This window comes from Stenotrophomonas sp. CCNWLW162, from assembly GCF_037203745.1.
GTDB lineage: Bacteria > Pseudomonadota > Gammaproteobacteria > Xanthomonadales > Xanthomonadaceae > Stenotrophomonas > Stenotrophomonas maltophilia_AQ.
In genome coordinates, this window is sequence record NZ_JBBCBL010000002.1 from 338278 (window position 1) to 365127 (window position 26850).

At 65.8% G+C, this 26850-nt stretch carries 26 protein-coding genes and 1 tRNA gene; 11 read left to right on the plus strand and 16 right to left on the minus strand.

Annotated elements, in window-relative coordinates:
* The first annotated feature begins 263 nt into the window (after positions 1–263).
* Together V9K93_RS06550 and V9K93_RS06555 are read left to right on the plus strand one after the other, a co-directional pair.
* Positions 264–3098 carry a TonB-dependent receptor gene (locus V9K93_RS06550; RefSeq protein WP_046983399.1) on the plus strand — a complete coding sequence of 945 codons (2835 nt, stop codon included), beginning with the start codon at positions 264–266 and terminating at the stop codon, positions 3096–3098.
* A 257-nt stretch (positions 3099–3355) separates the two neighbouring features.
* Complete coding sequence (locus V9K93_RS06555) at positions 3356–4384, plus strand: helix-turn-helix domain-containing protein (protein ID WP_337302237.1); 1029 nt, start codon at positions 3356–3358, stop codon at positions 4382–4384.
* A gap of 8 nt (positions 4385–4392) precedes the next feature.
* On the opposite strand, the gene V9K93_RS06560 is transcribed toward V9K93_RS06555, so the two are convergent.
* Positions 4393–5328: a DMT family transporter gene (locus V9K93_RS06560; RefSeq protein ID WP_211195191.1), complete on the minus strand. Its 936-nt coding sequence runs from the start codon at positions 5326–5328 to the stop codon at positions 4393–4395.
* Positions 5329–5335: 7 nt separating this feature from the next.
* Between V9K93_RS06560 and V9K93_RS06565 the strand changes: the two genes are divergently transcribed.
* Entirely contained in the window at positions 5336–6139 is an 804-nt protein-coding gene (locus tag V9K93_RS06565) for an AraC family transcriptional regulator (RefSeq protein ID WP_136638530.1), read from the plus strand.
* A gap of 7 nt (positions 6140–6146) precedes the next feature.
* Here the strand turns inward: V9K93_RS06565 and V9K93_RS06570 are convergent, their stop codons facing one another.
* Positions 6147–6563 (minus strand): hypothetical protein, encoded by a 417-nt coding sequence (locus V9K93_RS06570; protein WP_136638531.1) that lies wholly within the window; start codon positions 6561–6563, stop codon positions 6147–6149.
* A 128-nt stretch (positions 6564–6691) separates the two neighbouring features.
* Between V9K93_RS06570 and V9K93_RS06575 the strand changes: the two genes are divergently transcribed.
* A complete protein-coding gene (locus V9K93_RS06575) occupies positions 6692–7333 on the plus strand; it encodes a glutathione S-transferase family protein (RefSeq protein ID WP_337302238.1) in 642 nt (213 codons plus the stop codon).
* Positions 7334–7355: 22 nt separating this feature from the next.
* Here V9K93_RS06575 and V9K93_RS06580 read toward each other — a convergent pair whose 3' ends face one another.
* On the minus strand, positions 7356–7763 hold the full coding sequence (locus V9K93_RS06580; protein WP_295377242.1) for a hypothetical protein: 408 nt from the start codon (positions 7761–7763) through the stop codon (positions 7356–7358).
* A 49-nt stretch (positions 7764–7812) separates the two neighbouring features.
* A complete protein-coding gene (locus V9K93_RS06585) occupies positions 7813–8232 on the minus strand; it encodes an H-NS histone family protein (RefSeq protein WP_046983405.1) in 420 nt (139 codons plus the stop codon).
* A 116-nt stretch (positions 8233–8348) separates the two neighbouring features.
* Between V9K93_RS06585 and V9K93_RS06590 the strand changes: the two genes are divergently transcribed.
* Positions 8349–8741: a DoxX family protein gene (locus V9K93_RS06590; RefSeq protein ID WP_046983406.1), complete on the plus strand. Its 393-nt coding sequence runs from the start codon at positions 8349–8351 to the stop codon at positions 8739–8741.
* Positions 8742–8765: 24 nt separating this feature from the next.
* On the opposite strand, the gene V9K93_RS06595 is transcribed toward V9K93_RS06590, so the two are convergent.
* From V9K93_RS06595 to dtd, 7 genes are all read right to left on the minus strand, one after another.
* A complete protein-coding gene (locus tag V9K93_RS06595; protein ID WP_046983407.1) occupies positions 8766–9452 on the minus strand; it encodes a hypothetical protein in 687 nt (228 codons plus the stop codon).
* 117 nt (positions 9453–9569) lie between these two features.
* Positions 9570–10196, minus strand: a complete 627-nt coding sequence (locus V9K93_RS06600; protein ID WP_337302239.1) for a hypothetical protein — start codon at positions 10194–10196, stop codon at positions 9570–9572.
* Positions 10197–10239: 43 nt separating this feature from the next.
* A complete protein-coding gene (locus V9K93_RS06605; RefSeq protein ID WP_046983408.1) occupies positions 10240–10785 on the minus strand; it encodes a GNAT family N-acetyltransferase in 546 nt (181 codons plus the stop codon).
* A gap of 525 nt (positions 10786–11310) precedes the next feature.
* Positions 11311–11386 (minus strand) — tRNA-Ile (locus tag V9K93_RS06610).
* A gap of 70 nt (positions 11387–11456) precedes the next feature.
* Positions 11457–12125: a hypothetical protein gene (locus V9K93_RS06615; protein ID WP_046983409.1), complete on the minus strand. Its 669-nt coding sequence runs from the start codon at positions 12123–12125 to the stop codon at positions 11457–11459.
* Positions 12126–12260: 135 nt separating this feature from the next.
* On the minus strand, positions 12261–14117 hold the full coding sequence (rpoD, locus tag V9K93_RS06620) for an RNA polymerase sigma factor RpoD (RefSeq protein WP_046983410.1): 1857 nt from the start codon (positions 14115–14117) through the stop codon (positions 12261–12263).
* A 90-nt stretch (positions 14118–14207) separates the two neighbouring features.
* Entirely contained in the window at positions 14208–14648 is a 441-nt protein-coding gene (gene dtd, locus V9K93_RS06625) for a D-aminoacyl-tRNA deacylase (protein ID WP_046983411.1), read from the minus strand.
* A gap of 61 nt (positions 14649–14709) precedes the next feature.
* On the opposite strand from dtd, the gene V9K93_RS06630 reads away from it, so the two are divergent.
* From V9K93_RS06630 to V9K93_RS06645, 4 genes are all read left to right on the plus strand, one after another.
* Entirely contained in the window at positions 14710–15630 is a 921-nt protein-coding gene (locus tag V9K93_RS06630) for a lauroyl acyltransferase (RefSeq protein WP_136638541.1), read from the plus strand.
* 75 nt (positions 15631–15705) lie between these two features.
* Positions 15706–16839: a GTP cyclohydrolase II RibA gene (gene ribA, locus V9K93_RS06635; protein WP_046983413.1), complete on the plus strand. Its 1134-nt coding sequence runs from the start codon at positions 15706–15708 to the stop codon at positions 16837–16839.
* A 75-nt stretch (positions 16840–16914) separates the two neighbouring features.
* The gene (locus tag V9K93_RS06640) at positions 16915–17415 is read left to right on the plus strand and encodes a PH domain-containing protein (protein ID WP_046983414.1); all 501 of its coding nucleotides are present in this window, start codon (positions 16915–16917) and stop codon (positions 17413–17415) included.
* The gene (locus V9K93_RS06645; protein ID WP_046983415.1) at positions 17412–18950 is read left to right on the plus strand and encodes a PH domain-containing protein; all 1539 of its coding nucleotides are present in this window, start codon (positions 17412–17414) and stop codon (positions 18948–18950) included. The genes V9K93_RS06640 and V9K93_RS06645 overlap by 4 nt, the downstream gene beginning before the upstream one ends.
* Before the next feature lie 97 nt (positions 18951–19047).
* On the opposite strand, the gene V9K93_RS06650 is transcribed toward V9K93_RS06645, so the two are convergent.
* Positions 19048–20106, minus strand: a complete 1059-nt coding sequence (locus V9K93_RS06650) for a CDP-glycerol glycerophosphotransferase family protein (protein ID WP_295378352.1) — start codon at positions 20104–20106, stop codon at positions 19048–19050.
* Here V9K93_RS06650 and V9K93_RS06655 point away from each other — a divergent pair.
* Complete coding sequence (locus V9K93_RS06655) at positions 20105–20923, plus strand: glycosyltransferase family 2 protein (RefSeq protein ID WP_136638542.1); 819 nt, start codon at positions 20105–20107, stop codon at positions 20921–20923. The two genes, V9K93_RS06650 and V9K93_RS06655, sit on opposite strands and share 2 nt — an antisense overlap.
* A 44-nt stretch (positions 20924–20967) precedes the next feature.
* On the plus strand, positions 20968–22089 hold the full coding sequence (locus V9K93_RS06660; RefSeq protein ID WP_046983418.1) for a glycosyltransferase family 4 protein: 1122 nt from the start codon (positions 20968–20970) through the stop codon (positions 22087–22089).
* Here the strand turns inward: V9K93_RS06660 and V9K93_RS06665 are convergent.
* The 4 genes from V9K93_RS06665 to def form a co-directional block, all read right to left on the minus strand.
* On the minus strand, positions 22062–23828 hold the full coding sequence (locus V9K93_RS06665; RefSeq protein ID WP_046983419.1) for an ArnT family glycosyltransferase: 1767 nt from the start codon (positions 23826–23828) through the stop codon (positions 22062–22064). The genes V9K93_RS06660 and V9K93_RS06665 overlap by 28 nt on opposite strands.
* Before the next feature lie 22 nt (positions 23829–23850).
* Entirely contained in the window at positions 23851–25182 is a 1332-nt protein-coding gene (gene rsmB, locus V9K93_RS06670; RefSeq protein WP_136638543.1) for a 16S rRNA (cytosine(967)-C(5))-methyltransferase RsmB, read from the minus strand.
* A 3-nt stretch (positions 25183–25185) separates the two neighbouring features.
* Positions 25186–26109, minus strand: a complete 924-nt coding sequence (fmt, locus tag V9K93_RS06675) for a methionyl-tRNA formyltransferase (protein WP_046983421.1) — start codon at positions 26107–26109, stop codon at positions 25186–25188.
* Positions 26110–26230: 121 nt separating this feature from the next.
* Positions 26231–26743: a peptide deformylase gene (gene def, locus V9K93_RS06680; RefSeq protein ID WP_046983422.1), complete on the minus strand. Its 513-nt coding sequence runs from the start codon at positions 26741–26743 to the stop codon at positions 26231–26233.
* Positions 26744–26850: the final 107 nt, after the last annotated feature.

Here is a 26850-nt window from a genome sequence, read left to right on the forward strand (position 1 = left end):
CCAGGGGTATTCACTACGCATCTCCTTCGATCTGCAAAAGGTGCACAGGCACACTGATGCAAAGCAGCATGTGCGCGCGTAGAGAATTCGTGCAGGACCCGTGCAGGAACGCACGGAGCCAGCGCGCGACGATAACGCGTCCATAACGTAATCAGGATGTAAACGGAGTGTTAGGTTCCTTCCGATTCCGCACAGCGGAGTTTCAGATCGGTTTCCACGCAGCAATGCACGAAACCCATTCAACTGGATTTGGAGAGAGCCAAATGCATTACAAGTACACCCTGCTTTCACTGGCAGTGGGCACCGCCCTGGCTGCCACCTGGTCGCCGGCCGCACATGCCCAGGATGGCAGCGAGAAAACACCGAAGAACCTCGATCGCATCCAGGTCACCGGCTCGGCCATCCGCAGTGTCGACATCGAGACGCAGCAGCCCATCATCGCCATCACCCGCGCGATGATCGAACAGCAGGGCTTCACCACCATTGCCGACCTGCTGCAGAACCTGACCTCCACCGGCGCCCCGACCATTTCGCGTGCGCGCGCACTGGCTTCCGGCGAGAACGTCGGCGGCTACTACGTGAACATCCGCAACCTGGGCGCCACCCGCTCGCTGGTGCTGGTCAACGGCAAGCGCCTGGGCGCCACCACCGGCGGCTACCAGGATCTCAGCCAGATCCCGATGAGCGCGGTGGAGCGCATCGATGTACTGAAGGACGGCGCCTCTGCGCTGTACGGATCGGATGCGATCGCCGGCGTGGTCAACATCATCACCCGCAAGAACTACGAAGGCCTGGAAGTGTCCGTGCAACATGGGCAGTTCAGCGAGGGCGACGGCAAGGACAGCACTTTCTCGCTGGTCACCGGCGCCCGTGGTGAACGCGGTGGCTACACGCTCGCACTGGAATACCAGAAATCGGACCCGGTGTTCGCCCGCGACCGTGAGTTCTCCCGGTACGGTGGTGCTGGCCCCAACTACCCCGGTGCGGACTGGAGCAACATCAGCCAGAACGGTTCGTGGTGCGACCCGGCCCTGTACAAGTGCAACACCGGTGATGCGGTGTTCAAGACGCTCAATCGTGGCGGCAACCCGAAGAACCCGAACGACTACCACCCGATCACGCCGTCCGAGTTCGCCAACGGCAACGAGCAGATGCACCTGCAGACCGGCATCGAGCGTCGCTCGCTGTTCCTCAGCACGGACTACGCACTGACCGAGCAGATCAAGTTCACTGCCGATATCGGCTACAACGAGCGCACCACCGACCAGCAGATTGCAGGTTACCCGTACCAGTCGACCAAGTTCGGCACGCCGCTGGATGCGGCCAGCGTGTTCAACCCCGTCGACCACAGCATCGCGTTCAATCGCCGCCTGTGGGAGGTGCCGCGCACGACCGAAAGCAAGTTGAAGTCCTTGCGCGTCGCGCCCAGCCTGTCCGGCTACTTCGAGCTGGGAAGCAAGGCGTACGACTGGGACGTCGGCGCGCTGTTCAACCGCAATGAAGTTACAAAAACAGGCCGTGGCGACATGAGCCTGATCGCTTCCCGGCAGGCATTGGGGCCCTCCTACCTCGATGCCAACGGTGTGGCCCGGTGTGGCACGGCGGCATCGCCGGTCACGGGTTGCCTGGCTTGGAATCCTTTGCTGCCGTTCGGGGTCGCGGGGGCTGGCTCTCTCTCCGATCCTGAACTGCAGCGCTTCTTGTTCCCGACGTTCAACGACACCGGCATCACCAAGACCCGCAGCTACTTCGCCAACATCTCCGGCCCGGTGATCGAGCTGCCCGCCGGTGACCTGTCGGTCGCCCTGGGCTACCAGTACCGCAAGGAAGAAGGCCGCTTCGTGCCCGATGCCTTCGCGCAGTCGCGGCAGAGCACGGCGCTGGGCGCCTCCACCACCGCCGGGGACTACAGCCTCAACGAGTTCTTCGCCGAAGTGAACGTACCGGTGCTGCGCGACCTGCCGTTCGCCAAGGAACTGACCGTGAACCTGGCCACGCGCTACTCCGACTACAGCAACTTCGGCAGTACCACCAATTCCAAGGCGAGCTTCGCCTGGCGTCCAATCGAAGAGCTGATGATCCGCGGCACCTTCGCCGAAGGCTTCCGCGCACCGAGCATCTCCGACCTGTACGGCGGCCTGGGTACCAGCTTCGAAACGTATGTCGACCCCTGCGGCATCGGTGCCACCAACAGCGTCAACGGCAATGCCGCCTGCAACGCCGCCGGCGTGCCGTTGGGCTACCAGCAGCTGAACCAGAGCCTGAAGCCCTGTGCCAGCTATCCGTGCGCCACTCCTGACGAGTTCACCACCGGCTCAGACCCGAAGCTGCGCCCGGAAGAGTCCAAGAGCAAGACCGTGGGCGTGGTCTGGAGCCCGCGCTGGGTCGAGGGCCTGGACATCAACCTCGACTGGTACAGCTACAAGATCACCAACATGATCATCCAGGACAGCGTCGACCGCATCCTGCGTGACTGCTACGTGCTGGGTAATGCCTCGCGTTGCGGAAGCGTCAAGCGCGCCGGTGATGGCCACATCACCAGCATGTTCTACGGCCTCGCCAACCTGGGCTCGATGGAGACCGAAGGCTGGGATCTGGGCATCCGCTATCGCCTGCCCGAGTTCTCCTTCGGCCGCATCACCATCGACCTGCAGAACAGCTACGTCTCCAAGTACGACGAGCAGAACCAGAACTCGGCCGGCGATACGATCATGATGGGCCGGATCGGCCAGCCTGGCATTTCCCGACTGCGCTCGAATCTGGGCGTGAACTGGCAGCTCGGCAACTTCAGCACCCAGTACACCGTGCGCTACTTCTCCGGCATGGTTGAAAACTGCGTGCCGAACCGGCCCTGCACCCTGCCCGACCGCTACGCCTATGGTGAACCGGATGCACTGCGCAAGGTGGGTTCGAATGCCTTCCACGACATCCAGGTCAGCTACAAGCTGCCGTGGGACGGCACGGTGGCACTAGGCTCGAACAACGTGTTCAACCACCAGGGCCCGATCATGTTCTCCAAGCCGTCCAGCTCCTTCCCCTACTACGGCGGCTTCGACATCGGCCGCACCGTGTACGTGAAGTACTCGCAGCGCTTCTGATCGACAGGTACGTGCTCGTGGCCGGCGGAAGGGGAGTCCGCCGGCCACGATGCACACAACCTCCACCCGATCTCCATCGTTCTTCGACGGAATCTCCAAGGTTCCCGGCAACACTGATGTCATGACGGCAAAGGAGCAGGACCGCATGGATCGCCACGCGCCTCGACACTGCACGCCCGTCTCCAGGTTCACCACTGAACGCGACGGTGTGGCCCGGTCCCGATCCTCCGGACGTGCCGCCGCAAGGAAAGTACGAGATGACGACGGCAGTTCGCACTGGCCTGACCGACCTGGTCACTGACGCGCAGCGGTACCTGCGCAGGATTCTCCCCGGGCTCGCCTCTGCGGTGCACCCGCTGGCTTCATCGCATGCCATTCCACGCGCGATGTCCTCGCGCTACCACCTTGCTGAGCTGATACTGTATGGGGAAACACCTGCGATGCTTGCCGTGGCCCGCGAGCCCAGCGAGTCCAGCAGCCGCGTCATCCAGGACGTCCGCTGCCTGCGCGCCGCCGCAAATGCACTGGTCCTGTATGTCTCTCCTTATCTCACCCCCACCCAGCGGCGGTTCCTGGTGGAAGCGCATATCGACTTCGTGGTTCCGCATGCCCAGCTGTTCGCGCCCAGCCTGGCCATCGAGTTCCGCGACGCGCCCGATCACGAGAAGAAGGCCATCTCGTTGTTGCCCTCGGCACAGGCCGTGTTGATCCACGTACTGTTGTCGGGGCAGCCGCGATGGTGGTCTCCCCGCGAGATCAGTGCGGCCGCCGGCTACACATCCATGACGGCATCGCGCCTCTCTGCCGAACTGGTCGAACGCGGACTGGTCGAACGCTCCAAGGGCGGCCGCGAACGCTTCCTCACGCTGGCCGGCAACCGCGACGATGTCTGGGCCCGGGCACAACCGTTCCTGCGTTCGCCGGTGCTGAAAGAGGTGGATGTCTGCTGGGAACAGACCGCCGATGTGCTCCGCAGTGCCGGCCATCCGGCACCCGTGGCCGGTACCGATGCCCTCCTTGCCGGTCCCTCGCAGGCGGCCAGCACCACCCGCGCCCTGTACATCGAAACCTGGCGGGTACTGGGCGCACTGCCCGCGCCGGGGCCCACCTGCGCACAGAATGCCCGGTTGCAGATCTGGGCATATCCGCCCGGGTTCACCAGCATCGACGATGCGGTTGACCCGTTGTCGCTGTATCTCAGCCTGCAGGGCAAGCGAGGTCACGATGTGGATGCACTGGAGTTGCGGGTGCAGCAGGCATTGTGCGGATCGGTGCACGATTCTTGATCACGACACTACGCCTGCGCTGCTGCGCGCTTGGCAGCGTATTCGGCGAACACCACGCCGCCGACAGCCAGCAGGCCACCGCCCAGTACCCATCCAGTGAGCGACTCCCCCAGCAGCATCACCGCCAACGCAGCGGTGACGATCGGCACCAGATTGAAGAAGCCGGAAACACGCGCTGCGCCCAGCCGGGAAAGGCCGGTCATCCAGGTCAGCGGCGCGAGAATGGATGCACAGACCGCAGCGAAGCCGATGCAACCGACCGCCGTCAGGTTGTCCACCCCGGTCCCGATCAGCAGCTGCAGTGGCAGCAGGATCAGCGACGCGGCCGTGGCCTGAAGGAACAGCGACTCCAGCACCGACAGCGGAATCTTCCAGCGCTGCATCAGCACGTTGTAGGCGGCGAAGGCCAACGCTCCGACCAGCATGATCGCATCACCGCGGTTCAGGCCCTGCGTAGCCAACCGCGCCAGGTCGCCCTGGGACACCACCGCGACCACGCCGATGCTGGAGATCACCGCTCCGAGGATGGCGGTGCCACGCACCGGATGGCCCATGAATACACGTGACAGCGCCAGCGCGATCAGTGGAATCAGGGCCTGGATCACCCCCATGTTGGTGGCCGAGGTGAAGTGTGCCGCGTAGTACGCCAGGCACTGGTACATCACGCCACCCAGGCAACCCAGCACCAGGAAGCGGCCGAGATTTGCACGCACGGTTGGCAGGTTTCCGCGCAGACGTGGCAGGGCAAACGGCAACAGAAGGACGGCCGCCACCAGCCAGCGGAAGAAGCCGATGTCGATCGGGCCCACTGAACCGGAGGCAAGCTTGGTGACGATGGTGTTTGCGCCCCACAACAGGCACGCGAGGATAGGAAAGAGATAGTTCAAGGCGGCGGCTGTACGCAGGGGAATGGCCAGCGTACGCTTGGCGCATATCGAGGACATCCCGAAAATGCGCCATTCCACCCCTCGCTTGCGGCAACCTCTTGAGCCGGTCCCCACTTTCCTCCAGCTGCCCGGCCCAATCTACTTCCGGCAGGGCTCGATGGAGCCCACCAACTGGGGCACGCACAGTCATCCCTGGGGACAGTTCAACTTCGTCGCGCAGGGCGTGATGGAGATGAAGATCGATGGTGAGTGGATGGTATCTCCACCCCACTACGCCATCTGGATTCCACCCGGCATGGCCCACTACTCGCGCAATCGATCGCAGCTGGCCTATCGCTCGGCCTATCTGTCGGCAGCACTGTCACGTCGGCTGCCAACGCGTTGCAGTGCGCTGGAAGTCAGCCCGTTGCTGCGTGAACTGCTGCATGAGCTGGCACGGCAGGGGGTTGCCGATCCGCAGACACCGGTCCAGCGGCGCATGGCCGCGGTGGTGATCGATCAGATCGTCAATGCCGCGGTGCTGCCAAGTTTCCTGCCGATCGCCAGCAGCGCTGCACTGAAGCAGGTGATGGCGTACATGGAGAAACGCCTGTCGGCGGCCGAATCGGTTGCCGAGGTCGCGCAGCGCCACCACATGAGCGTGCGCAAGCTGGAGCGCATGGCACGCAGTGAACTGGGCATGTCGCTTGGCGACTGGCGTGGGCGGGTGAAGTTCGTGCGCGCCACGGAGGCGTTGTGCACACGCCGGCCGATCAGCCGGATCGCCGAAGAGCTGGGTTACTCCGGCGTCAGCGCCTTCGCCGAGATGTTCAAGCGGCACGCGCAGTGCACGCCGGATCAGTACCGGAAGCTGCATCGGGCAGAGTGAGGGCGAGTTAGATAGCAGCCAGCAGGTCCACGAGCAGCTTCGGCAGCAACAACGCCGCCGCAACGCTGGCCAACAGGATCAGCAACACCTTGGCTGTCAATGGACGACGGCGCGGATTGCTGAAATGCAGGTTCAGATCGCGCAGTTCATCCCGCAGCGCCTGCCGCATACCTGCGCTTTGTGCACCGGATTCGACCAGCTGCCGTTCAAGCGCCTGCAGGCGCTTCATCAGCTCACGCGGCGGAGTAGCCCGGATGATCTGCTGATTCAGCTCCTGCAGCCGGCGCGCCTGCGGCATCAGCGCTGCCACGAGATCATCCGGCGGAAGCCATGAGACCTGTCGCCGGGCTTCCGCATCCATCTCAGCCTGTAGCAGATCGCGTTGCTGCCGCAGTTCGGCCAGGGAGGTGCGGCGCTGCCACATGGGGAGGGCACAGGGTTGATGGGTAGCGGGCAGTGTATCGCCCGGCGTCCCGGAATGGCTGTCGATTTCCCGCCCCGTCGTTCGTCGGAACAGGAAAGGCGGGCCCTTCGGCCCGAAGGAGTACCCCGATGTGCCCCATCCTCACCGCCTTCGCCACCTCCCCGGACCGCGGCCAGGGCCTGGCCCGTGACATGCGCGTGCGCTGGGCCCTCGAAGAGCTGGGTGTGTCCTATGACGTGCAGCTGCTCACCTTCGCCGAGATGAAGCAGCCCGCGCATCTGGCACGGAGTCCCTTCGGACAGATTCCCACCTGGCAGGAAGGACATCGGGTCCTGTTCGAATCCGGCGCGATCATCCTGCACCTGGCCGAGCAGCATCCCGGTCTGTTGCCGATCGATCCGGATGCGCGCATGCGCGCCATCATGTGGGTGTTTGCCGCGCTGAACACGGTGGAGCCGCCGATTGTCGAACGCTCGATGGCTTGGGTGCTGGAGCGCGAGCAGCCCTGGTACGCGCAGCGCCTGCCGATGCTCGATGAGCGTGTGCGTATGCGGCTGGCGCAGCTGTCAGCGTGGCTGGGCAAAGCCCTGTGGCTTGACGGTGACTTCAGCGTGGGCGACCTGATGATGGTCTCGGTGCTGCTGCGCCTGAAGAGCAGCGGCCTCCTCGACGAGCACCCGCACGTGGTCGCCTATGTGGCCCGTGCAACGCAGCGCCCCGCCTACCAACGTGCGTATGCCGCGCAGCTGGCAGTGTTCCAGAACGCCTGACGCTACGCCCCGTGGGTAGGCCTCAGTGCAGACTGCGCCGGCACGCCGCCTGTACCAGCATCAGCTGCGCCACCAGGATCAGCATCGCGCAGCCCGACAGCAGCCAGGGGTCGATGTACCACTGTTCATTGAAGCTGAAATTGCCGGCGGAAATGCGCTTCCAGCCGTTGAAGTGCTGCATCGCCGCCACCACGAACGCGAAACCGCCCGTGGTGTATGAAAGCCAAGGCACGATGAGCCCGCCGGGCCGCGCGAACAGCACCAACAGGCCCAACAGCCCCATACCCGTGCGCTGCACCCGGCAGTATGGGCAGACGTAGGCCACCCCACTCCATTCCACCGACCAGGCCAGCAGACTGATCAGCACGGCTGCGGCGCCGGCGGCGTACAGGATCTTGGGCGCAATCGTCATGCTGCCGTTGTGTTGCATGCGTGCTCTCGCTCTGTGCAGACCCTGGCAGGTTAACAGCGTGGCCTGGTCAATCCTTCTTGAAGACCGTGCGCTTGCCGATCGGGCTGCTCTTGCGCGCCGTCGGCCGGGCCAGGCCGGGAATCAGGAAATCGGTCACCTTGTGGCCCTTCTGCACCTTGGACGCCAGCCAGCGTGGCATGCGCCCGCGGCCGGACCAGGTCAGGCGCTTGTACTCCGGGTCGCGGTACTTGGCCGCCACCTTTCCGGTTCTACGCCTCGCGGGCTTGCGGCTGGGTGCGGCGTCTTCGACGGCTTCTTCGCCGAAGAGCTCTTCGAGCGTATAGCCGGCTTCGGCCGCTGCGGCCTTCAACATGCGCCGCACCGCACTGGCCGGGCGACGGTTGGAAATCAGTTGTCTGCGCTGTTCAGCGGCAGCCACCAAGGCACCCAGTTCCCGAAGGCTGAGCGATTCAATATCGATCGTCATGGCGGGAAAGGTCTACTGCGGCATGGCTGTCTGTCAAGACGCCCTATCTGGTTGTATACACAGGCTTCACCGGCGCTGGGCTCCGATCGGCGTCGCCAGCCCCTGAGGACATCCACATGAGCCACTCATCGCATTCGCTTGCCTACCTGCTTGCGCGCATCCTGCTGATGGCATTGTTCCTGGTCTCCGGGCTGGGCAAGCTCGGTGATCTCAGCGGCACCCAGGGCTATATGGAAGCGATGGGTGTGCCGGGCATCCTGCTGTGGCCAACCATCGTTTTCGAGATCGGCAGCGGGCTGTGCATCCTGCTCGGCTTCCAGACCCGGCTGGTGTCGATCGTGCTGGTGGGTTTCAGCCTGATCACCGCCTTCATCTTCCACCACAACTTCGCAGACCAGACCCAGCAGATCATGTTCCTGAAGAACCTGGGGCTGGCCGGTGGCTTCCTGCTGCTGGCCTGCACCGGCGCCGGGCGCTACAGCATTGATGGGCGCGGGCGGCGCGGGTAAGCGCCGATCCGCGACGCGCACGCGCTAGCGGCGAAGCTCAGCCTCCGGCGCCAGCGTGTGGATCACCCTGCCCTGTGCATCCAGAAACTCGATGGCACCGTAACCCTCGGCCGTGACGGTCAAGCGCAGGCGCGTGCGGTCGGCCTTGTCATTCAACGCAATGGCCGGGGTGCCGTCAGGCCCGACCATCAGACCGATACGGGTGGGTGCCTGCACGCCGGGAATCAACTTGTTGCCCAGCGCAGGCTCGCGGATCAGCTTCGGCGCCTGGTTGAGCGAAAAACTCACCGCGCCGTCCGGCGATACCCGCCAGCCAATCGCATCCATCGCCGGATGATCCAGCGCCAGCACCGCCATCCCACCATCGACGTCGGCAGTACCGAAGCCACCACGCTCGCTGCCCTTATCGTCATACAGCACCATGCCGGCCACGTTGAAGGCGCGCTTGTACTGCAGCCCATCGATGATCGGCGCCGGCGTTTTGCCGGACAACGTCATGCGGATCACCCCCGTGTCATCGACGATATCGATGCGCCGTGCGGTGATGCGCTCGTGGTCCGGTGTTTGCACGCGCGTTTGTGGTGCCTTGTCGACGATCAGGCGCTGCAGGGTTTCAACGGAAGGGCGCTTGGGTGATTCGGATGGCTCTGCAGCGGCAGGCAATGCAGCGAGCGCGGTCAGGGCGACGAACATGCGGGCACTGCGTTTCATGCGGACTCCTGGACGGGTGGCACGGCAGGCGCTGCCTCGAGATGTGGCAGCGCCGTGGTCGAGCATCCCGCAGATGATGGCCTGCTTCAACATCGGGGGCGATCCGTCGGGGCCCGCTCAATAGTTTCGTTCTGGTTCGCTCAAAGTCTGGAAGCGCAGGGCAAGACCGTACTTTTCCTGCAAGGCGGACAGAGCGCCACGGTACCGTCGCGCCTCAGCCTCATCGCCCCGGATGCGAACGGACGCGGCATGGGCATGCGCATCTCCGCTCAACCCGACATAGCCCGGGATGCTGGCCGCAGCCTCCCGGCTGATGGCACGCAGCCGCTGCGCGAATGCTTCTTCCGTGAACGGATGTCCGGTCGAGAATTCCACGCGGACGCGACCTGACGGCACAACCAGAGTACGGGGCGCGACCGGAGCATCGCCTTGCAGCGACACCCGCACATACAGGTCTGTCGCCTGCATGAGGCGGACCTCAAGCAGACGGCGTGCAAACTCGGCCTGCAGGGCCTGCAGATGCGGCGGAAGTTCACCTTCGATCCTGGCCCGTTGCCGGGCTTCATCCAAGGTGATGCCGGGGGCGCGCGTCATGATGGATCGCGCAGAGATCGCTATCTCTTGTTCCATCTCATGGGCCTGCGCTTCATCCACTGCACGGCCCTGAGCGACAGACTGCGCACCGAGAGTGATGCCCGCAAGCATCAGGATCGAAGCAACGACATGCGTACTGGTTACCCTCACCCTCTCGCTCCCTGCAACCGTGACCTATGACGTCGGGCTGTCGCTACACACCCCTGGCGCGGTCGGCCTGACTGATCTTCAGCAGATGCGTCAGCTTCTCGTACTCCCCACTCCTGCAATGGACAAGCTTTTCCTGCGCGAACCCAAGATTTCGATACATCTTGCCCAGTCGCGGATTGGAGGCATCAGCCAGCAGACCAACCTTGGTAAAGCCTCGGGCCTCCGCCTCAATGATGACCCTGCGCACCAATTCGCCAGCTATGCCTTCGCCCCGATGATCCGGATCGACCGCCAGCGAATCAATGTAGACCTCATCTTCATCGGATTCCCTGGGTTCACTCTCTTCCAGACCGCTTACTGAGCTGTACCGACTTTCATCCGTGCCATTGAAAAACAGGATGCAGCCAATGACTGCGCTACCTTTGCGCGCGATCAAAACGTTCTCAAAATTGAAGTAGACATCTGAACGTGCGAAGTTCTGCTCAAAGTGTGCCATTGCCTCGGACAACGAGGGCTTCCCTGATAGAACAATGACGGCCTCTTCATCAGCCAATGCAATCAGCCGAACGACAGCACTGGCATCGCTCACAGCTGCCTTTGTTACTTCAAAATTCCTCTGCATACCGACAGCCTCGACAGATGTGACCGAACCATAATCTCCGCACTGGGAGGTTTTCTGTCTGCATGAGTCGTATGCTTCCGTGTGTCATTCATGGAACCTTTCAACTGCAGACCGCAATGCACGCAACTTCGATCTTGCTCCGAAGTCCTTTCAATGGGCTTACGGTGAATAGGACGCTTGCCTTCCCTAAATAACGGTAACGCCAGACCTTGGATCCCGAGGGGCGCACTTCGATGTACACACAAGCCATTGGCGTCAGCCACACGGAAGGGACTGGCCTTCGGCTTGAGCGAGCGCGGCCTGGTGTCGATCAGCATGTGAGTCGAGCGCCTGTGAGTCGCCCAGGGGCGTCTAGCCCGCTGACACACAGCCTGACTCACTTTTTCGTGGATGCAAGTGGATGCCGCTGAACACCACTGGACGCTAGAACCACCTGTAATCAAGCGACACAAGGGCTTTGCGGACGCCGCTGGACTTCATTGGACGTCTAATTGGTGGGCCCACCAGGATTCGAACCTGGAACCAAGGGATTATGAGTCCCCTGCTCTAACCGTTGAGCTATAGGCCCGGTGCAGCCTCACAGTGTAGTGAGGCTGGCAATGGGTTTCCACTGCGCGCCAAACCAGGCCCGTGCGCCACTACTGCCCCAGGCGCTGCATCAACCGATCCAATGGAGCACGGTTGTGGTACTCACCGCGCAGGCCGCGCTCGCGCTCGCCACACTCCCCATTGTCGGCCACCACCAGGTCGGTGCCGCGCAGCAGTACTCGTGTCGTGCAGCGCCCCTGGTGCAGGTACAGCACGTCCTCATCCTCCTCTGGTGCAACACGGCCCACAACCCGCGGCGCGGCGCCCTCGCCGTTACCAGGCACGCTCAGCTCGAATGCGCCCCCCTTGGCTGCGATGTCGATGGCATTTCCGTCGCTGCGCTCCCAATGGGCAACCCAGTCGGTCAGGCTGGTCTCGACATAGTTGCTCGTTTTCATCACGCGCGGCTCCGGTGCCCAGCCCACCACTTCCTTGCTCGGCGGACGTGCTTTCACGCAGTAGTAGCTGTTCCAGCGGTCGCCGATCACCAGGCCAGTGCCCGGTTCCATCTCCTCGCCACTGCGGCACCCATCACGCTCTTCGTCCAGGCAGCCTTCCGCCTCGCCCAGCAACAGCACCTCCCCGGCGTCGACCACGCGGCCCACGACATAGTCGAACTGGCTGCTGAAGAAACTCTCGGCATTGCACGCCGGCGGTTGTGGAGTATCCGCCCAGGCAACCAGCGGTGACAGCGAGAGCAGCAGGATCGGCAGTTTCATCGGCATTCCATTGACCTGGGCGAAAACAGGACACGTATCCTATCCCCTCGCCTGCAACGCGGATGATCGCAGGCAAAAAAAACAGACCCCGCTTGCGCGGGGTCTGTCAGGTACTTCATGTGCAGCGGATACGCGTCAGTCGATATCCAGGAAGCTGCGCAGCTGCTCCGAGCGGCTCGGGTGACGCAGCTTGCGCAGGGCCTTCGCTTCGATCTGGCGGATGCGCTCGCGGGTCACGTCGAACTGCTTGCCGACCTCTTCCAGCGTGTGGTCGGTGTTCATGTCGATGCCGAAGCGCATGCGCAGCACCTTGGCTTCACGCGGGGTGAGGCCGGCCAGCACGTCACGCACGGTTTCAGACAGGTTGATGTTGGTGGTGTTCTCGATCGGGGACTCCACGTTGGTGTCCTCGATGAAGTCGCCCAGATGGGAATCCTCGTCGTCACCGATCGGGGTTTCCATCGAGATCGGCTCCTTGGCGATCTTCATCACCTTGCGGATCTTGTCTTCCGGCATGTCCATTTCCTTGGCCAGCTCCTCCGGCGTGGCCTCGCGGCCGTACTGCTGGAGCATCTGGCGGGAAATGCGGTTCAACTTGTTGATCGTTTCAATCATGTGCACCGGGATACGGATGGTGCGCGCCTGATCGGCGATCGAACGGGTGATGGCCTGGCGGATCCACCAGGTCGCATACGTGGAGAACTTGTAGCCACGACGGTATTCGAACTTGTCCACGGCCTTCATCAAGCCGATGTTGCCTTCCTGGATCAGGTCGAGGAACTGCAGGCCGCGGTTGGTGTACTTCTTGGCGATCGAGATCACCAGGCGCAGGTTGGCCTCGACCATTTCCTTCTTGGCCTTGCGCGCCTTGGCTTCGCCGTAGGCCATGGCACGGCTGAGTTCCTTCAGATCGTCCAGGTCCAGCTGGGTCAGCTTCTCGATGTCGATCGTCGCCTGCTGTTCGGCGATGATCTGGTCCTTCACTTCGCGCAGGGCCGATGACCACTTCTGCTTGCGCTTCAGTGCGTCTTCCACCCACTCCAGGTTGGTCTGGTTGCCTTCCCAGGAGCGGATGAAATCCTTGCGCGGCATGCGTGCGGTGACGGTCGCCAGGTTCAGCACGCGGCGCTCATGGGCCTTGATGCCGGCCATGGTGTCGCGCAGCTGCTTGGTCAGCACGTCGGTCAGCGGCAGCGGCAGCTTCAGGGTGACGAACACCGCCGACATCTCCTCGCGGAGCTTCAGCAGGCTCTTCTTGTCGCCCTTGGCCACAGCCTTCTTGAACGCATTGAAGGCATCGCTCAGCGCCTGCATGCGCGCGGCGACTTCCTCCGGGTCCGGACCGGTCGGTGCGGCTTCTTCATCGCCGCCCTCGACATCATCGTCCTCTTCCTCGTCAGCGTCGGCGTCGGCGTCGTCACCGTCATCGGAGGCAGCGGGCGCGGCCGGGGCGGCCACTTCTTCAGCCAGATCGTTGAAGCCGACGATCACCTCGGCCAGGCGCTTCTTGCCTTCCTTGTGGGCTTCGTAATCGTTCAACAGCGATTCGACCGACACCGGGAACTGGCCCAGTGCGGCCTGCACCTGCGAAAGGCCTTCCTCGATGCGCTTGGCGATGGCGATTTCGCCTTCGCGGGTCAGCAGCTCGACGGTGCCCATTTCGCGCATGTACATGCGCACCGGGTCGGTGGTACGGCCACCTTCGGTGTCGAGTGCGCTCAGCGCGGCGGCAGCTTCTTCGGCCGCGGTGTCATCGACTTCGCGGTTACCGGTGTTGCCGTCATTGAGAAGCAGGGTTTCGACATCCGGCGCAACTTCATGGACATCAATGCCCATGCCGTTGATCATGCCGATGATGTCTTCGATCTGTTCCGGGTCGACCATGTCGTCCGGCAGATGGTCATTGACTTCGGCGTAGGTCAGGTAGCCCTGTTCCAGGCCCTTGCTGATCAGTTGCTTGATTTCGGATTGGGCAGGACGTTCGTTGGCCATGTAGTGCTCGCGCCACCGGCTAGGGGGAAATAGGGAACGTAGCATTATACCAGCCCGGGGCCCCGCCTGCCGGGCGGTGGTCCCGCAGGCTCAGGGCCTGAGAAGGAAGGTCACGGGACCGTCATTGACCAGGCTGACGACCATATGGGCACCAAATCGGCCCGTTTCCACCCCCGGCGCGTGATTTTCACGACAGATCTCGACAAATCGATTGAACCCCTGTTCAGCCTCTGCCGGCGGAGCGGCGCTGGTGAAACTCGGGCGCATGCCCGAACGGGTATCTGCGGCCAGGGTGAACTGACTGACCAGCAGCAGCCCGCCACCGGTGTCGCGCAATGATCTGTTCATCTTTCCGGCCTCGTCGGCGAACACCCGGTAGCCCAGCAGGCGCTCGGCCATCCGCTGCAGCTGGGCTTCGGTATCGCCCGGCTCCATCCCCACCAGCGCCAGTAGGCCGGGGCCGATCTGCCCCACCGCTTCGTCATCGACATGGACGGCGGCCTGGCTGACACGTTGGATCAGGACGAGCATCTGCGGGCTTCCAATGAACGGGCCGGCCACGATAGCAGCGCCCTTGGCTAAACTGGCGCCGATGAATCCGCAACGCAAAGCCCGGCTGGTCTACCGCGCCACCACCCTGTTCGCCCGCCTGCCCTGGCCGCTGCTGCGGGGATTCGCGCGCGGCCTGGCGTGGGCGTGGATCAATCTCAACGCCCGCGAGAGCCGCGTCACCCGGCGCAACCTGGAACTGGCCTATCCAGAACTGGACGGCGCCGCACGCGACCGCCTGCACCGCGAGCTGCTGCGCTCCACCGCCCTGCAGGCCATCGAGACCCTGCGCCTGTGGAGCCAGGAACCCGCCGACAATCTGCGCCTGCACCTGAAGCAGCGCCACGGCGAAGCCCTGTACGACGCGGCGCTGGCCAGTGGCAAGGGCGTGATCGTGGCCGCGCCGCACTTCGGCAACTGGGAGCTGTTGAACCAATGGCTGGCCTCGCGCGGGCAGATCGCCATCGTCTACAAGCCGCCGGAGGACGAGGCCAGCGACGCCTTCCTGCAGATCGTGCGCGGCGGCCAGAACGTGCAGCAGGTGCGCGCCGAAGGCCCGGCCGTGCGCCAGCTGTTCAAGGTACTCAAGGACGGCGGTGCCACCGGCATCCTGCCCGACCAGCAGCCCAAGGCCGGCGATGGCGTGTTCGTGCCATTCTTCGGCGTGCAGGCACTGACCATGACCCTGGTCAACCGCCTGGCCGAACGCACGGGGGCCACCGTGCTGTACGGCTGGTGCGAGCGGATCGGCCCGGACATGGAATTCGCGCTGCACATCGAGCCGACCGACCCGTCCGTGGCCGACCCGGACCCGCAGGTGGCCGCCACCGCGCTCAACGCCGGCATAGAGCGGATCGCCCGCCGCGACCCGGCGCAGTATCAGTGGACCTACAAGCGCTATACCCTGCGACCACCGGGCAGCGACGAGGAAGACCCGTATGCGACCGAAGAGCATCCACACTGAAAGCCGCTCCCGCCGGCCTGCGACAGACCGCCGCAGCACGTTGAATACGACGCTGGCGCCCCCATAGAGACACCGATGTCTGCCTCCCCCGGTCCTGCCATGTCTGCTTCTTCCCTGTTCGGCGATCCGGCCGCGATCCGCTGCGAGCGCGCGGTGGCCGAACTGCGCGCCGGTCGCCCGGTCCTGCTCCATGATGGCCAGGGCCAGCGCCTGGCGGTGATCGCGCTGGACAGCGCCACCGCCAGCAGTTTCGCGGCCTTCGCCACTGCCGCGCGCGAGCGCCACTACCTGTTCCTGACCGCCACCCGCGCCCGCGTGCTCGGGGTGGAGGCCGCGGAGGGCGCGCGCCTGCCGCTGGCCGGTGTCGCCTTCGATGCCCTGCCCTCGCTGGGCTACCTGCGCGAGCCGGGCCCGATGCCGGACGGCTGGAGCGCCGGTGACGCCTTCGATGCCGGCGCAGTGGAACTGGCCCGCCTTGGCCTGCTGCTGCCGGCGATGGTGGCGGTGCGCCTGGACGTCGATGACCGCACCTTCGACGGTGCCGCCGAAGTGGCGCTGTGCGACCTGGCTGAAGGCGCGGCGCATGCCGCCCACGATTACGAGCTGGTGGCGCGTTCACCGGTGCCGCTGCGCGACGTCGGCATGACCACCTTCGCGGTGTTCCGCGGTGGCGTGGCCCAGCGCGACCAGGTGGCGATCATCGTCGGCGAACCGGACCTGTCAGCCGTGGTACCGGTGCGGGTGCATTCCTCGTGCCTGACCGGCGACCTGTTCGGTTCACTCAAGTGCGACTGCGGCGATCAGCTGCGGCGTGGCCTGCGCAAGCTGAAGGAACTGGGTGGCGGCGTACTGCTGTACCTGGACCAGGAAGGCCGTGGCACCGGCATCGCCGCGAAGATGCGTGCTTACGGCTACCAGCACGACGGCCTGGACACCATCGATGCCGATGCACAGCTGGGCTTTGGTGCCGACGAGCGCCGCTACGGCAGCGCGGTGGCGATGCTGCGTGGCCTGGGCATCGCGCGCGTGGCCCTGCTCAGCAACAATCCGACCAAGGCGCAACGCCTGCGCAATGCCGGCATCGAGGTGCTGGACTGCATCCCGGTCACCGGCGAGATCACCGCCGAGAACGAGCATTACCTGCGCACCAAGGCCGACCGCGCCGGCCACATGCTCGATGTCGACGCGCTGATCCAGGCTGCCCAGTAATACGGCCGACCTGCTACCGTCTGCGCGGTGCGGTCGTCGCCGCCATCGCCTGCCCTGCTGCCTGACGGAGCCCGCGTGACCGAAGCCTCGATACCTGCACCGCTCACCTCTGACTGGCAGGCGCTGCCAGCACGCGCCGCGCGCCTGGCAGCACTGGAAGGCGCATTCGGCGGCCTGTTCGTGCCGGGCCTTCCGCTCGCAGCGGCCTGGTGGTTCTTCGATCTGCCCGCCGGCCTGTGGGGCGCCGTGGTCGGGCTGCTGGTGGGCATCGCCTTCGGCGCCTGGCTCGGCCGCCGGCGCCTGACCCGCACCCGCTGGCGCCTGGATGCGCAGGGACTGGGCCTGCGCCGCGATCTGATGTGGCAGCTGGAAACGCGCATTCCCATTTCGCGCGTACAGCACCTGGACCTGCGCCGCGGTCCGCTGGAACGCCGCGCCGGGTTGGCCACGCTGATCGTGCACACCGCCGGTACCCGCATGAGCGCGGTCACCGTGAGCGGCCTGGACGAGGCCGATGCCGAGCGCCTGCGCGACACCCTCTCGCACCAGCTCGACCAGGACGCCGACGCCCTGTGAGCCAGCCGCCACCCCTGCCCGCGTCGCTGCCCAACGGTGGCGAGGATCATCGCCTGCACCCGTGGTCGTGGCTGTTCGTGCTGCTGATGCAGCTGCGCCACTACTTCCTGCCGCTGGTGGCGCTACTGGTGTTCGGCCAGCGCGGTGACCGCGATCCGATGTGGGCCCAGCTCATTCCACTGTCGGCAATTGCCGTGCTGGTGCTGGTATCGGTGCTGCAGTACCTCAGCTATCGCTACCGCATCGGCAGCGATGCGATCACCGTGCGCAGCGGCCTGCTGGCGCGCAACCGGCGGGAAATTCCATTCGCCCGCATCCACAACGTGGAAGTGCGGCAGAACCCGCTGCATCGCCTGTTCGGCGTGGCCGAGCTGCGCCTGGAATCGGCTGGCGGCGTGCGTCCGGAAGCGGAGATGCGGGTACTGAAGCTGGACCAGGCACTGGCATTGGAACGGCTGGTGCGCCAGCGCGGACAAGCACCGCAGGCTGGCGACGTGACCACATCCGGGCAGGTGGCCGACGCTGACAGCGAACATGTGCTGCTGCGCCTGTCGAGCTGGGACGTGGTGCGCATGGGCCTTCTCTCCAACCGCGGCTGGGCGCTGGCGATCGCCGCGTTCGGCGTGCTGTTCCAGACCGTGCCGCGGCCGGTGATGGACGACGCCCTCCAGCGCGGCGGCCGCGAGGCCTTCGGCTATGCAAGCCACCTGCACCCCGGCGTGGCCGGCGCCTTCCTGCTGCTGGCCGCGGCCTTGCTGCTGGGCTGGCTGGGACTGCGTGCGCTGTCGGTGGTGCTGACCCTGCTGCGCTACCACGGCTTCACCCTCAGTGAGCAGGAGCGCCGCCTGACCGTATCGGCCGGACTGCTCAGCCGCACCCGCAGCAGCGTGGCGCGGCGCCGCATCCAGGCCTGGACGCTGCGCGAAAGCACCCTGCATCGTTGGTTCGGCCTGCGCCAGCTGCGCATCGACAGCGCCGCTGGTGGGCCGTCTCGCGATGAGGACCGCGCCCTGCGCGAACTTGCGCCGCTGGCGTCCAGTACGCGTTGTGAGCAGCTGGTGCAGCACCTGCTGCCGCAGCTGCAGTGGCCGCCGCTGCAATGGCACGCCATTCCGCAGCGTGGCTGGTGGCGGTTGTGCCTGGGCGCGCTGCTGCTGGTGCCCCTGCTGGCCGCGGCCGGGTACTGGCGCTGGGGGCCCTGGGGCCTGGTCGTGCTGGCCTGGCTGCCGGTGGCACTGCTGGTCGCGCACCGGCAGATGGCGCGCATGGGCTGGTACTTGGACGATCAATACGTCGCGGTGCGCGGCGGCTGGTGGAAGCGCTGGTGGCGCTGGGCCGAACTGGACAAGGTGCAGGGCCTTCGCCTGCAGCGTTCGCCGCTGGACAAGCTGCTGGGCACCAGCAGCCTGCAGCTGGACACCGCCGGCGCACATGGTGATGTGGCGCTGACCCTGCACCATCTGCCGCGCGCGCAGGCGCAGCAGGTGATGGAGCAGTTGGCTGCGGCGCTGGCACGGCGCAAGCTGCGCTGGTGATGGCAGGGTCGGATTCCGGACATGTAGCAGGTAGTGCCGGCCGCTGGCCGGCAATTGCAGACATTTCCCGGGTTGCCGGCCAGCGGCCGGCACTACCTCAACGCTGCGACCGGCCCCAATAACCCAGGTCCTTGCGGATCTGCAGATCGCGCAGCCAGGTGCCGAACGGCTTGCGGCGCAGCGCGCCCATTTCGCCAGCCAGGAAATCCTCGGTGGCGGTGATCACCCGCTCGCTGGACAGGCCATCGCGATACGGGTGGATGGTATCGGCGTAGCGCACGATCTCCGCCTGCAGCGCGGCGTCCGGATGCAGCGCACGCTGCAGCATTGCCGGCAGCTGCGCCGCATCGTCGAAGTCGATCATGTGCGGTTTGGGCACGCGGTTGCGGAAGGTCACCACCGGCTTGTGCTGGACGATGAACTCCGAAACGATCGACGAGGTATCCGACACCAGCACATCGGCAGCACGCTGCGCGGCCATCACCTGCTCAGGCTCGATGAAACGGGCATTGGCACCGGCCAGCGCGCGGTAGCGCTCGAACAGCTCCGGCGGGCACTTCGGGTGCAGGGTCAGCAGCCAGTAGCGCTCACCGGCGGCGATGTCGGCGGCGATCTGCGCATGCAGGTGCGGGGCCGCGCTGAGCCGCTCGGTGAAGGTCGAGCCAAACAGGATCACCGGGCGCCCACCTGCCGGCGCGCGCAGCGCAGCGCTCTCGCCGCCATCGTCGCGGAACAGCGGGTCCAGCTTCGGCCAACCGGTCTCTGCCACCGCGAAATGGCCCTGCAGGGCGGCGATCTCGCGGAACGGCGCGGTGGTCGCCGGGCCCTGGGTGCAGTACAGGTCGAACATGCCGCGCACCCGGAAGTGGCCGCGCGCACTGTCCCGCTTCTCCACATTGAACCCATGGAACAGCTGCACCTTGGCCCCGGACAGGAAGGTCGGCACCCAGTTGGCCGCGCTGAACACCGCTCGCGGACGCATCGCCAGGGCCTGCTTCAGGCCGATGTTGGGCACCCCCGGCAGAGCACTGCCCGCGGCGCCGTCCTCGAACCAGGCTGCCACCTCCTGCCCGGAGGCGTGCAAGGCCTGCGCCAACGGGGCGAGAATAGGCAGCGCATAACGCTCCGTCGCAAACAACAGGTACCCGGCCATCATGTCCTCCACGACCGCTCCCATCGAACGGCCTCGCATCTCGGCCTGCATTATCGCGTTCAACGAGGCTGGGCGCATCGGCGACTGCCTGGCCTCGCTGCCCTTCTGCGACGAGATCGTGGTGGTGGACTCGTATTCCACCGATGCCACCGTGGCCATCGCCGAGGCCGCCGGCGCCCGGGTGCTGCAGCGCCCGTTCGAGGGTTTCCGCAGCCAGAAGGCGTTCTGCGTAGAACAGGCGACGCACGATTGGGTGCTGTGCCTGGACGCCGACGAGCGCATCAGCCCGGAACTGCGCGCGGCCATCGAACAGGCCCGTGACGGTGGCTTCACCGGCCATGCTGGCTACCGCTTCGCCCGCCTGTCGGAGTACTTCGGCAGGTTCCTGCGCCATGGCAACGCCTACCCGGACCGGGTGATGCGCCTGTTCGACCGCCGCAAGGGGGGCTGGCGCGGCAAGCGCGAGATCCACGAGGCGGCCAGTGTCGACGGCAGCGTCGGCACCCTGCAGGGCGACCTGATCCACTACCCCTACCGCTCATTGCAGCAGCAGCTGGCCAAGACCGAGAAGTACGCGCGGATGATGGCCGAGCACGAATTCGCACGCGGCAAGCGCGCCACCCTGGGCAAGCTGGTGCTGGCGCCCGCCTGGCGGTTCTGGCGCGGCTTCCTGTTCCGCGGCGGCTTCCGCGACGGCTGGCATGGCCTGGTCTACGCCTATGTTCGCGCCAATTACGTGCGCCAGAAGACCATCATGCTGTGGATGCTGGGCAACGGTCAGGCCGTGGCCGACCCGGCGGTCCGCCCGGACCGGCCCTGAGCCTGCTGTGTCACACTGCCCGCGCGTTGCCTGAAGATTCCCCCATGAAAATCCTGTACACCAACTTCCACTACGGCGACGGTGGCGGCCACACCACGTACATCGTCTCGCTGGCGCGTGCGCTGCATGGCCAGCACACGCTGCATGTCGCTGCACCGGCCGACAGCCGCCTGCTGCGGACCGTGGCCGACGAGAGCATCGCCAGCACGCTGCCACTGGCCTTCGGCAGCGGCCTGCCTACCCTGCCGCAGCAGCTGGCCGAACAGCGCGCGCTGCGCCGGCTGGTCCGCGATGAAGGCATCGACCTGATCCACGTCAATGGCGCACGCGACCACCGCTTCGTGATGCAGGGCCTGCTCGGCATGCGCCACCCGCCGATCGTGCTGACCAAGCACAACAGCAAGCCGACCGGCACCTTCGGCAATGCGCTGCGTGCACGCTGGGCAACCGATCGCGTGATCGCGGTATCGGCCGACACCAAGCGCCTGCTGCAGCAGGGCCCGTACCGGCGCTGCCCGATCGATGTGGTGCGCAATGGTGTCGATCTGGAGCGCTACTCGCCGCTGCCCTCCGGAAGCGGCCACGCGCTGCGCCAGCAATGGACGCAGGATCCGCAGGCGCTGGTGCTGGTCAGCAATGCCGGCACCGACGATTACAAGGGCTGGATCGACCTGGGCCAGGCCATCGCGCGCCTGCCCGATGCGATCCGCCCGCACGTGCACATGGCGGTGGCCGGCCATCTGCCCAGCCCGCAGCAGCGCGAACAGGTGCAGGCCCTGGGGGAAGTCGCTGCGCAGGTGCACTTCACCGGCCTGCTGGCCGATACCCGCGTGTTGATCGCCGCCGGTGATGTCGGCTTCGTGCTGTCCCACGATGTCGAGACAATCTCCTTCGCCTGCCGCGAGATGATGGCCAGCGCCAAGCCGATGCTGGTCAGCGACTACGCGGGCCTGCCGGAAAACATTGAACAGGGTGTCGATGGCTGGGTTGTGGCCACCCGCAACATCGACGCCATCGCCGCACAACTGCAGGCGTTGTATGAGCAGCGCGATACGCTGGCGGAACACGGTCGGGCGGCGCGTCGCCACGCAGAGCGTGAGTTCGGCCTGCAGACGTTCGCTGATGCCACGCTGGCCAGCTACCAGGCTGCGCTGGCCGGGACCTGAGCGGCGGCACCGGCGCGCTCAATCCGCAGCGCCGGGCCCTGCAGGCGCCGCTCCCGTTCGAGTTCCGCCGCCGATGGCCTGCAGGGGCCCATGATCGCCGGCGTCGGCACCAGCCACCAGCGCCGCCGATTGGAAATACCGGCCATTTCCGCGCGCGACCGATCAATGCACGCCTGCATCGCATCCTCGTTGACCAGCAGCCAGCGTCGTTGCGGAACCAGCCGTTGCCAGCGCACAGCGGCCTGCAGTTGTTCATGCCAACGCTCCTCGAAGCCGAAGGTCGCCGCCGGGCGATCAGCCATCAACAGGTTCTGCTCCTTCCACGCCACCAGTCCAAGCTCGGCCTCCGGGCCGATGCGTGCACCGACTTCGCGCATCAGGCCACGTGCCGAACTGGAATCATTCAGCACCGGATAGCCCAAAAGGCTGTACAGCACCCAGACGGCAGCCAGGGTCGAGACCAGGGCGTAGTGATGGCGACGGCGACCGCACACCCACAGGCTCAGGGCCGCCCAGATCCCCATCGCCAGCGCCGCCCATGCCAGCGCATCGATGGCGCCGGGTGCCAGGCCGCGACCCTGGGTCAGGCGCACTTCGAAGGCCGGATCGCCCAGCAGCGCCAGTGCCCCGGCCACGACCAGCGCCGCAGCCAGCAATCCGGTGAATGCCGCCAGCACGCCCTGAACATCACGCCGCCTCAGCAGCCCCGGCAGCAACGGCGCCAGCGCCAGGCAGAACATCGGCAGTGCCGGCAGGATGTAGACATCACGCTTGCCGTGGGGAATCGAGAAGAACAGCACGACCAGCAGCCACCAGGCCAACGGCAGCAGGTAGCGCGGGTCGCGGCGGCGCAGGCGCCGGCACCAGGCCGGAACCGCCCAGGGCAGCAGCAGGAATGCGGGGATCCACAGCGACGGCATGATCCCGAGGAAGTACCACCACGGTTGGTGATGGTCCCAGGATTGCGTATAGCGCTGCGCGGTCTGCCGGAACAGGATGTCTCCCGCGTAAGCACGGTACTGCTCCGAGCCCGTCGCCAGGCCAGCCAGCAGCATTGGTACCAGCCACAGCGACAACGCCAGCAGGAACGCCAGTGGTGCCAGCCAGAAGCGGCCCTCACCCACATGCAGTCGCACCCTTGGCCAGTGCAGCGCCGAGGCGATCGCCGCTGGCACGATCATCATCAGCGCGAGCACGCCCACGCCTTTGGTGATCACCCCGATGCCGGCGAAGAACCAGCCCAGCCACCACCAGCGCCAGGCCGGGCCCAGCAGCAGGTGTCGCAGCAGGCCGTAGTTGGCCAGGGTGATGAACAACACCACCAGCGGATCGATCTGCGCCTTCTTCGCCTGGAAGGTGAAATGCAGTGCGAACAGCAGCGCCCAGCCCGCATACAGACCGACCTGCCGCGTCCACAGCCGTCTGCCCAGGTCGATCACGCACCACAGCGTACCGAGCGCCGCGATCAGCGAGGGCAACAGGAAGGCAACCCGCCAGTGGCCGACCAGGCTATACAGCGTGGCCTGCCACCACATCAGCATCGGAGGCTTGTCCGAATACAGCTCGGTGCCACGCTGCGGGAACAGCCAGTGGCCACTGTCGACCATCTGTTTGGCCACCAGCGCAAAGCGTGGCTCGTCAGAGGGCCACGGATCGCGAAGGCCCAGCCCGGCCCCCAGCACCAGCAGGGCCATTACCACCAACAACCCGGTCTGGCGTGACGCGGGGGATTTCAGCATGGGCCTCGAAGCGGCAGCGGGGTCAGGCTGCTTTTAACAGACGCGCGTAGAAGAAACCGTCAGCATCGTCTTCACCCGGCAGTCTCTGCCGCGCCACACCTTCGCAATCCACGCCGAAGGTGTCATCAAGTGGCTGCGCCAGCGCGTCCGGATGCCACTTCAGGAACGCTCGGACCTGGTCGATGTTCTCGGCACGCAGGATCGAGCAGGTGGCGTACAGCAGCACGCCGCCCGGGCGCAGCATCGACCAGCAGGCTTCCAGCAAACGCGCCTGCACGCCGACCAGCGCATCGATGTCCTCGGCGCGGCGGTGGAACATCACATCCGGCTGACGGCGGATCACGCCGGTGGCCGAGCACGGCGCATCCAGCAGGATCGCGTCGAACGGCACGCCATCCCACCATGAACCTGGATCACTGGCATCTGCGGCCAGGGTCTGTACGTGCTCACCCACGCCAGTGCGGATGTAGGTATCGCGTGCGCGCGCCAGGCGACGGGCATCGATATCCAGTGCCAGCAGGCGCAGGCTCGGATCGCGTTCGAGCAGGTGCGCAGACTTGCCACCGGGTGCCGCGCAGGCATCCAGCACGCGCGCACCAGACGCCGGCGCCAGGGCATCGGCCGCGCACTGCGCGGACAGGTCCTGCACCGACAACGCGCCTTCGGCGAACCCCGGCAGCTGGTTCACCGCAACGGGGACCGCCAACCGCAATGCATCTGCACTGAGCGCACTGGCTTCGGCAGCAATACCGGCCTCGGCCAGCGTTGCCAGCACCTTGTCGCGGCCGCCATGCTGGCGGTTGGCCCGCAGCCACAGCGGCGCGGGCTGCAGGCTGGCAGTGAAGACGGCCTCGGCCTGGGCCGGCCAGTCGCGTTCAATCGCATCGGCCAGCCATTCCGGGAAGGCATCGCGTGCGGGCTGCTCCGGGAAACCCTCGCGCTGTGCACGGCGCAGGATCGCGTTGACCAGGCCGGCCTGGCGCTCGCGACCCAGCGCACGCGCGGCATCGACCGTGGCCGACAGTGCCGCATGCGCAGGCAGTTCCAGCACATCCAGTTGGGCAAAGCCGACCATCAGCAAGGTACGCAGGTCGGCATCGCGGGCCGACAGCGGCTTCTGCATCCAGCCCTGCAGGGCAGCGTCATAGGTGCTGCGGCGGCGCAGGACCGCGAAACACAGCGCTTCCAGCAGTGCACGGTCGCGGCTGTCAGCCAGCTTGGGCAGCGCCCAGGCCAGTTCGGCCTTCAGCGAACGGCCGCGGGTGAACACCTGCGCCAGCACGCGTGCAGCCAGCATGCGGGTGGCTGCGCCCGGCGCCGCCTTGGCGACGGAAAAATCGTTCTGCTTCGACACCGCTTATGCTCCCACGCGCAGGTCGCGGCGGGCGTTGAGGTAGTCGGCGGCGGTGATCGCCTTGCCACCTTCACGCTGCAGCACGCGCAGGCGCAGCGCGCCCTGGCCGCAGGCAATGTCGATACCGTCGCGGCTGGCCGCCAGCACCGTGCCCGGCGCCTGGCCATGGGCCAGATCCAGCGCCACTGCGCCATGGATGCGCACGCGTTCGCCAGCCAGGCTCGCCTCGGCAATCGGCCACGGGTTGAATGCACGCACGGTGCGTGCCAGCGCGCCGGCATCCAGTGCCCAGTCCAGCCGGGCCTCGGCCTTGTCCAGTTTGTGCGCGTAGGTCACGCCCTGCTCCGGCTGCGGCCGCGCGACCGGCTTGATGCCCGCGCGCAGCAGGCCCAGGCCGTCAGACAGCACCTGCGCGCCGAGTTCGGCCAGCTTGTCGTGCAGCTGCCCACCGGTATCGGTGGCGGCGATCGGCAGTTCCTGGTGCAGCAGCACCGGGCCGGTATCCAGGCCGGCCTCCATCTGCATCAGGCACACGCCGGTCTTCGCATCGCCGGCCTGGATCGCGCGCTGGATCGGCGCGGCACCGCGCCAGCGCGGCAGCAGCGAGGCATGCACGTTCCAGCAGCCGTGGGTCGGAATGGCCAGCACCGCCTTGGGCAGGATCAGGCCGTAGGCCACCACCACCATCAGGTCCGGCTGCAGGTCGCGCAGCTGCTGCTGGGCGGCCTCGTCCTTCAGCGATTCCGGCTGGTAGACCGGGATGCCACGGGCAACGGCTTCCAGCTTGACCGGCGATGGCGCCAGGCCACGGCCACGGCCGGCGGGGCGATCAGGCTGGGTGTAGACAGCGACGACCTCGTGATGACGCGCGGCCGCGCGCAGCGACGACACCGCGAATTCCGGCGTACCGGCAAAGACAATCCTCATGGCTACCCCACTTGCAGGATGGATTCGTGCAGGAAAGAAAAACGGCGCCGTCGGCCGGCGCCGTACAGCCCGCGCTTGCCGCGCAGGCACGGGCCACCCCAAGGGCGGCCCGGATTGGCGATCACGCCACGTGCTTGCGCTGCTTGGCCAACTTCTTGCGGACCATCTCGCGCTTGAGCGGCGACAGATAGTCGATGAACAGCTTGCCGTCCAGGTGGTCCATCTCGTGCTGGATGCAGGTGGCCAGCACTTCACCGGCTTCCAGCTCCTGCTGCTGGCCGCTGCGGTCCAGGTACTTCACGGTGATGGTGTCGGCACGGGTCACGTCGGCGAAGATGCCCGGCACCGACAGGCAGCCTTCCTGGTACACCCGGCCTCCGTCCTTGGCGACGATTTCCGGGTTGATGAACACATGCGGTTCATTCTTTTCTTCACTGACGTCGATGACCATGAAGCGCTTGTGCACGTCCACCTGGGTGGCGGCCAGGCCGATGCCCGGCGCGTCGTACATGGTCTGGAACATGTTGTCGATCAGTTCCTGGAAGGCCGGCGTGGTGACTTCGGCAGCGTCGATCAACGCAGCCTTGGTACGCAGGCGCGGATCGGGGAACTCGAGGATGGGGAGAAGAGCCATGGCAATTTCCGGATTGGGGGCCGGCACGCCGGCATACGTCGCAGATTCTAGCTGCAACGCTTGCCTTGCGCCCCGGTTTCTGGACTATAGTGCGCGGACCTGTTGGG

Excerpts from the sequence above, each read along its gene's own strand:
- V9K93_RS06660 (WP_046983418.1), top strand. The coding sequence starts at position 20,968 with ATGAAAATCCTGTACACCAACTTCCACTACGGCGACGGTGGCGGCCAC.
- rpoD (WP_046983410.1), bottom strand. The coding sequence starts at position 14,117 with ATGGCCAACGAACGTCCTGCCCAATCCGAAATCAAGCAACTGATCAGC.
- ribA (WP_046983413.1), top strand. The coding sequence starts at position 15,706 with ATGTCTGCCTCCCCCGGTCCTGCCATGTCTGCTTCTTCCCTGTTCGGC.
- V9K93_RS06575 (WP_337302238.1), top strand. The coding sequence starts at position 6,692 with ATGTGCCCCATCCTCACCGCCTTCGCCACCTCCCCGGACCGCGGCCAG.
- fmt (WP_046983421.1), bottom strand. The coding sequence starts at position 26,109 with ATGAGGATTGTCTTTGCCGGTACGCCGGAATTCGCGGTGTCGTCGCTG.
- V9K93_RS06560 (WP_211195191.1), bottom strand. The coding sequence starts at position 5,328 with ATGTCCTCGATATGCGCCAAGCGTACGCTGGCCATTCCCCTGCGTACA.
- dtd (WP_046983411.1), bottom strand. The coding sequence starts at position 14,648 with ATGCTCGTCCTGATCCAACGTGTCAGCCAGGCCGCCGTCCATGTCGAT.
- V9K93_RS06580 (WP_295377242.1), bottom strand. The coding sequence starts at position 7,763 with ATGCAACACAACGGCAGCATGACGATTGCGCCCAAGATCCTGTACGCC.
- V9K93_RS06665 (WP_046983419.1), bottom strand. The coding sequence starts at position 23,828 with ATGCTGAAATCCCCCGCGTCACGCCAGACCGGGTTGTTGGTGGTAATG.
- V9K93_RS06565 (WP_136638530.1), top strand. The coding sequence starts at position 5,336 with ATGCGCCATTCCACCCCTCGCTTGCGGCAACCTCTTGAGCCGGTCCCC.
- V9K93_RS06650 (WP_295378352.1), bottom strand. The coding sequence starts at position 20,106 with ATGATGGCCGGGTACCTGTTGTTTGCGACGGAGCGTTATGCGCTGCCT.
- V9K93_RS06555 (WP_337302237.1), top strand. The coding sequence starts at position 3,356 with ATGACGACGGCAGTTCGCACTGGCCTGACCGACCTGGTCACTGACGCG.
- V9K93_RS06630 (WP_136638541.1), top strand. The coding sequence starts at position 14,710 with ATGAATCCGCAACGCAAAGCCCGGCTGGTCTACCGCGCCACCACCCTG.
- V9K93_RS06615 (WP_046983409.1), bottom strand. The coding sequence starts at position 12,125 with ATGAAACTGCCGATCCTGCTGCTCTCGCTGTCACCGCTGGTTGCCTGG.
- V9K93_RS06655 (WP_136638542.1), top strand. The coding sequence starts at position 20,105 with ATGTCCTCCACGACCGCTCCCATCGAACGGCCTCGCATCTCGGCCTGC.
- V9K93_RS06595 (WP_046983407.1), bottom strand. The coding sequence starts at position 9,452 with ATGAAACGCAGTGCCCGCATGTTCGTCGCCCTGACCGCGCTCGCTGCA.
- V9K93_RS06570 (WP_136638531.1), bottom strand. The coding sequence starts at position 6,563 with ATGTGGCAGCGCCGCACCTCCCTGGCCGAACTGCGGCAGCAACGCGAT.
- V9K93_RS06550 (WP_046983399.1), top strand. The coding sequence starts at position 264 with ATGCATTACAAGTACACCCTGCTTTCACTGGCAGTGGGCACCGCCCTG.
- def (WP_046983422.1), bottom strand. The coding sequence starts at position 26,743 with ATGGCTCTTCTCCCCATCCTCGAGTTCCCCGATCCGCGCCTGCGTACC.
- V9K93_RS06590 (WP_046983406.1), top strand. The coding sequence starts at position 8,349 with ATGAGCCACTCATCGCATTCGCTTGCCTACCTGCTTGCGCGCATCCTG.
- V9K93_RS06585 (WP_046983405.1), bottom strand. The coding sequence starts at position 8,232 with ATGACGATCGATATTGAATCGCTCAGCCTTCGGGAACTGGGTGCCTTG.